Origin of the sequence: Okeania sp. SIO2F4, from assembly GCF_010672385.1 — a bacterium.
GTDB lineage: Bacteria > Cyanobacteriota > Cyanobacteriia > Cyanobacteriales > Microcoleaceae > Trichodesmium.
The window spans coordinates 1-5,960 of sequence record NZ_JAAHGT010000605.1 but is presented as its reverse complement, the minus strand read 5'-3'; the positions used below and the strand labels follow the sequence as shown (position 1 = coordinate 5,960).

Below are 5,960 nucleotides of genomic sequence, written 5' to 3'. Positions count from 1 at the left end.
ATCCATGTCAGCGAGGAGAGGGGAGCGAATTCACCATCACTGGCAAGGGAGGCTTACCACCAAATCCTAGCGATCCTATTCCTGCCAATAGCTTATGGCAAGAACAGGATACACCAACTACTCTGGCAGAAACTATTACTCCATCAGACCAAAAATTTGTTGAAGCTCAAGGTTGGATATCTACACCCAACGGTATCCAACTCATAGTTAACCCCAACACTGCTACACCTGCTCGCCCCTGGTTAATTCCGCCTGATTGCAAACAATTAGATTCTCAACAACCTCTATCCTATATAGTGGCTAGCACTACTGGAATAATGCCCATTTCCAATTCTGAACCCCTGCAAGCTGTCATTCAACAGTTTAATTTTATAGGCAATACAAAATTTAGTAATGAAGAGTTACAACAGCAACTCCAACCTTATCTAGGTAAACCAATTACCTTTGCAGAATTGATTGCAGCTCGCACTACTATTACACAATACTACACCAACAACAACTATATCACATCAGGAGCTTTTATCCCTCCTCAAACCATCTCAGGAAATGGTACGGTCACGCTTAATGTAGTAGAAGGGAAGGTCGGGAAAATTAACATTAATATTGAAGGCAGATTAAACGAAGGCTACATCAAAAGTCGCTTGGCAAGAGCAACTAAAGCTCCTCTCAACCAAGAAAAACTTTTTTCAGCTTTACAATTATTGCAACTCGATCCTTTAGTAAAAACAATTTCAGCAGAACTTTCCGCTGGCATCCGCCCAGATACAAGTATTTTAGATATAGAAGTCGTTACAGCTAATCCCTGGCAAATTGCAGCGATCGCTAATAATGGCAGGGCGCCAAGTGTAGGTACTTTTCGACGGGGAGGAGAGGTAGGTTATCGCAACATTACAGGTATGGGGGATAGTTTTAATACTCTCTACACTAATACTGATGGTAGCGATACTGTAGAGATATCCTATTCAATTCCTGTAAACTCCAGTAACGGTAAGGTGGAATTATTTTACCGCCATCAGGATAATGAAATAGTAGAGTCGCCTTTTGAAAGACTCGATATTAACTCCAACTCTAATACCTATAAATTAGGCTTTAGCCAACCAATTGTACAAACACCCACGCAAGAGTTAAGTTTGGGGTTAGCTGCAACTCGTCGAGACAGCAAAACTTCAATTTTAGGAACCAACTTTCCATTATCTGAGGGTGCTGATGATAATGGGGAAACGAAATTATCAATTTTGCAGTTTTTCCAGGATTATCAACTGCGGGGGAATAATCAAGTTTTAGCATTGAATTCCCAATTTAATGTGGGGTTAGACATATTTGATGCAACGGTTAATAGTAACGAAGCAGATAGTAGATTTTTCTATTGGCGTGGCCAGGGGCAATGGGTGCGTCAGTTAGGGGAGGATACTTTATTAGTAGTAGGAGCAGACGTGCAGTTATCCCCATCAGATTTAGTGCCCTTAGAAAGGTTTGGTTTGGGTGGATACCGCAGTGTGAGGGGCTATCGTCAGGATATTCGTTTAACTGATAGTGGCGCTCTAGGTACAGTAGAATTGCGATTGCCAGTTCCGTGGATATCTGCGAAGAATAGGTTATTTCAGGTTGTACCGTTTATTGATGGAGGGGTGGCGTGGAATAGTGATGGTGAAGAAGTTCCTGGAAATAATGCTTTAGCTTCTGTAGGATTGGGATTACAGGTAAAGTTATGGGATAGAATTAATTTGCGGTTAGATTATGGTATTCCTCTTGTAGATGTAGACGATCGCGATCGTACTGCTCAGGAAGACGGGCTTTATTTTTCTGTGTTTTCTACACCATTTTCGTTTTAGGGAGTAGGGAGTAGGGGAGTAAAATTGTTCTTGGGTTTCGTTTCTTGAGTCAACCTACTAGGGTGTCTAGCTTGAAAATGTGGGTAAGAGGCGAGCATCCCGAAGACCTCTCCCCCGACCCCTCTCCTGCTTTTGAGAGGGGGAAAACACCCCCTTCCCTAGTAGGGAAGGGGGTTGGGGGGTTAGGTTTTTTACCCACGCACAACTTTAGTCTAGACGAGCTACTAAGTAGGTAGGTGAAAAAATTTACAAGTACGTCCGAAGCGACTGGAACGGAGCGGAAGGAAGCCATCTCCGCGCACCCCTGAGATTGCTTCCGCTTCGTCGCTGCGGACGACTATTCAACCGGATTCTATATTAATAGGTAGGGACGTTGCATAAGGGCGTCCCTACGTTCCCTCTTCCCTACTCTTACAAAAATTCTATATCATTATTTCATTCTGACTCCTGACTCCTGTCTCCTGACTTCTACAGCGCTTTTCAGATGGATAAACCACATAGTCATACCCAAAACCCTGTAGGGGCGATTCGCGAATCGCCCTTACTGTGGTCTACCGTGCAGGAAAACCGCTGTAAGAAGTACCCTAGCTATTTGTAGCAAACATTTATCAATTTGGTATAATATGAAAATAGTAAAATTTTTCGCCATTGCCCTTTTCAGTTTCTGTCTCAGTCTCGGAATTAATATTTTATCTCCTGTTTTTGCCGAATCTTCTGCTGCCAACCTAGTTCAACAAGGAGTACAACTACTACAACAAGGAAAAGCAGAAGCAGCATTAGATGTTTGGGAACAGGCAGAAATTATTTATCGCCAAAATAACAATAAACTTGGTATCATCGGCACTCAAATTAATCGAGCTTCTGCTTTAACCAGTCTCGGTTTCTATCGACGTTCTTGTAATATTGCTCTCAAAGCGTTTGGTAACGAATTAGAATGCGATCGATTGACTGCCAGTGACTTAGAAAATGTTCTACCAAAATTTAAAACATCAAATAATAACTTGAATTTCCAGGGGTTACAAACCTTGGGAAATGGACTGTGGGCGATCGGTAAACTTAAGTTATCTCAACAAGTTTTAGAAGCTGGTTTTCCTTTAGCAAATTCTCAAAATGCTAAAGGTCAATTACTGCTCAATTTAGGGAATAATATTCTTTCTCAAGCCAAGAATTTTGCTAATTTTAACCTGAGAAAACAAAGAGAAATACAAGCACTTCAAGCTTTGGTTGAGCAAGGTTTATCGTATTATCAACAGGCTCATAATGTTTCTGATGAAAAATTAGTTCAAGTTCAGGCAACTGTCAATCATCTGGATTTATTACTCAATTTTAGACAATGGTATAAAGATCCTCGAGATAATTTCCTCCAACCTTATGTAGAATTTCAGATTGATACTTTGCCTCAAAGCATGGAAATATTAAGGCAAATAAATCCTAATATTAACTCTATTCAGCTAACAATAAAGTTGGCAGAAATTTTAATGGATTTTGAGCAAATAGACCCTCGATCTACTTTGGTTCAAATTCAAACTACTTTAACTGAATTGACTACCGCTAACGAACTACTAAACCAAGCAATTCAGCAAGCAAAAACCTTGGATAATTCTCGCTTAGAAGCTTATGGAATTGGAATTCAAGGAAAATTAAGTCAAAAAAATGGAGAACTTGAAAAAGCACTCAATTTAACAAATCAAGCATTGGCGATCGCTCAAAAAGTCTCAGCTTCAGATGTTGCTTATCAACTCCAAGAGCAATTAGGAGATATTTATAACCAGCAAAGCAATTCTCCAGAAGCACTTATTGCTTACAAATCTGCTTTTAATACCCTGCAAGTTTTACGACGCAATTTAGTCGCTCTCAATAGAGATGTTAAGTTCAATTTTCGTGCTAGCGTTGAACCCTTGTATAGAAAATTGGCGACGTTATTACTACAACCAGAGTCTGGCTCAAATCAACCTAGTTTATCAAATATTAAAGCTGCTCGTGAGGTAATTGAATCTTTACAACTAGCAGAATTAGATAACTTTTTTCAAGATGCTTGTATTACTGCTGAAGATATTAATATTGATGAAATTGATGAAAATGCAGCTATTATTTATCCAATTTTGTTGGAAAATAAATTAAGTGTCATTCTTAAATTGCCTGGTACTGATAACTTTCGCTATACTGCAAGGAGCGATGAGGATTTTGAAGAACAATTTCAACAAAGCTTATTACGACTGTTGGTTAACATAACTAGCATTCAACGACCGATCGCTCAACTTCAGTCAAGCTCCAACCAACTTTATCAATGGTTAATTGAACCATTTGAAGCAGATTTACAGGCAGATTTAAAACATGATGATAGCCAAATTCAAACCTTAGTTTTTGTTTTGGATGGATTCCTCAGAAATATTCCCATGTCTGTGCTTTACGATAGTGTTCGGGAACGATATCTAGTCGAGCGATATGCTATTGCAGTAGTTCCTGGGTTGCAATTAGTCGATTCCAGTCCTTTATTAAAAGAGGGGATACGAGTATTAACTGCTGGAACAGCTCAAGAAGCACCAAGTTACAGAGTAGAAGGCTATAATTCCTTACCTAATATTCAAGAGGAACTAGAGACAATTAATAAAACCATACCACAATCTGAGCAATTAACAGATGCAGAATTTACAAAAGTCAATATTCAAAATGAGATTAATTCTGCCCCCTTTACCATTGTTCATATTGCAACTCACGGACAGTTTAGCTCTAATCCTGATGATACATACATTTTAGACTGGAACGAAAGGATTAATGTTCGAGATTTAGATCAATTGCTCCAGACTGAGAATTTGAAACGATCGGATCGAGCAATTGAATTATTCATTTTGAGTGCTTGTCAGACAGCAGTAGGAGATACGCGAGCAGCATTGGGTTTAGCTGGAGTTTCGATTCGAGCTGGCGTTCGTAGTGTTTTAGGCAGTTTGTGGAGAGTCAATGATGCTTCGACAGCAGAATTAATGAAACAATTTTATCAGCAACTATTGCAGTCTGACAGTTCGCAATTGAGAAAAGCAGAAGCACTACGTCAGGTTCAAATGAAGTTTATCAAAGGAGAGATAGAGCCAGATAAAGATTATAATAAGCCCTATCATTGGTCATCTTTTATTATTGTTGGTAATTGGTTGTAGTTATACTAATATCCAGGAATAGCCTCGTAGGGAAGGGGGTTGGGGGGTTAGGTTTTTTATCGACAATTTTAAGTGCAATAAGTGTAGGTTGGGTTGACGTAGGAAACCCAACAACAATACAGCGGTCTTCATTGCGTTATATAAAATCCGGTTGAACAGTCGTCCGCAGCGACGATAGGAAGCAATCTCATGGATGCGCGGAGATTGCTTCCTTCCACTCCGTTCCAGTCGCTGCGGACTTGGGTATATTAATTATCCGGATTTGATATTAGACAACGCTACGACGGAATCACTTCTTCTTTTCTTTTAACTTGCTACTGTAACCTATAACACTAACAGGACTTACGCACTACAACGTATTTTCGTCCCTATCGACCGACCCAGAAGCAATCTCAAATCCTAGTTTTTCCTACCTCATGCGTAAGTCCTGACTAAATATTAATCAGCCAAAAATAGCACTAGCTTCGGGTATGAATGCTGGAAATGTTGGGTTTCATTCTTCAACCCAACCTACCCAATCACTTCTTCTTTTCCTTTAACTTGCTACTGTAACCTATAACACTAACAGGACTTACGCACTACAACGTATTTTCGTCCCTATCGACCGACCCAGAAGCAATCTCAAATCCTAGTTTTTCCTACCTCATGCGTAAGTCCTGACTAAATATTAATCAGCCAAAAATAGCACTAGCTGCGGGTATGGATGCTGGAAATGTTGGGTTTCATTCTTCAACCCAACCTACCCAATCACTTCTTCTTTCCCTTTTCGAGAAGTCTACTAGGGAAGGGGAAGAACACTTTGCCCCTCTCGGAGCACCAGAGGGGTCGGGGGAGAGGTCTTCATTAAACAATGTTGGGTTTCATTCTTCAACCCAACCTACCCAATCACTTCTTCTTTCCCTTTTCGAGAAGTCTACTAGGGAAGGGGAAGAACACTTTGCCCCTCTCGGAGCACCAGAGGGGTCGGGGGAGAGGT

General features: G+C 40.3%; 2 protein-coding genes. Both read left to right on the top strand.

The genetic code is table 11. The features are described 5' to 3' along the window. The coding region (locus F6K22_RS28585) for a ShlB/FhaC/HecB family hemolysin secretion/activation protein (RefSeq protein WP_293105884.1) at positions 1 to 1,832 on the top strand (1,832 nt) is incomplete at its 5' end. 623 nt (positions 1,833 to 2,455) lie between these two features. Next, positions 2,456 to 4,984, top strand: coding sequence for a CHAT domain-containing protein (locus tag F6K22_RS28580; RefSeq protein ID WP_293105882.1), 2,529 nt, complete (start codon positions 2,456 to 2,458; stop codon positions 4,982 to 4,984). Positions 4,985 to 5,960 lie beyond the last annotated feature (976 nt).

What these genes read in the sequence shown, in the direction of transcription:
- F6K22_RS28580 (WP_293105882.1), top strand. Translation starts at nt 2,456, where the DNA reads ATGAAAATAGTAAAATTTTTCGCCATTGCCCTTTTCAGTTTCTGTCTC.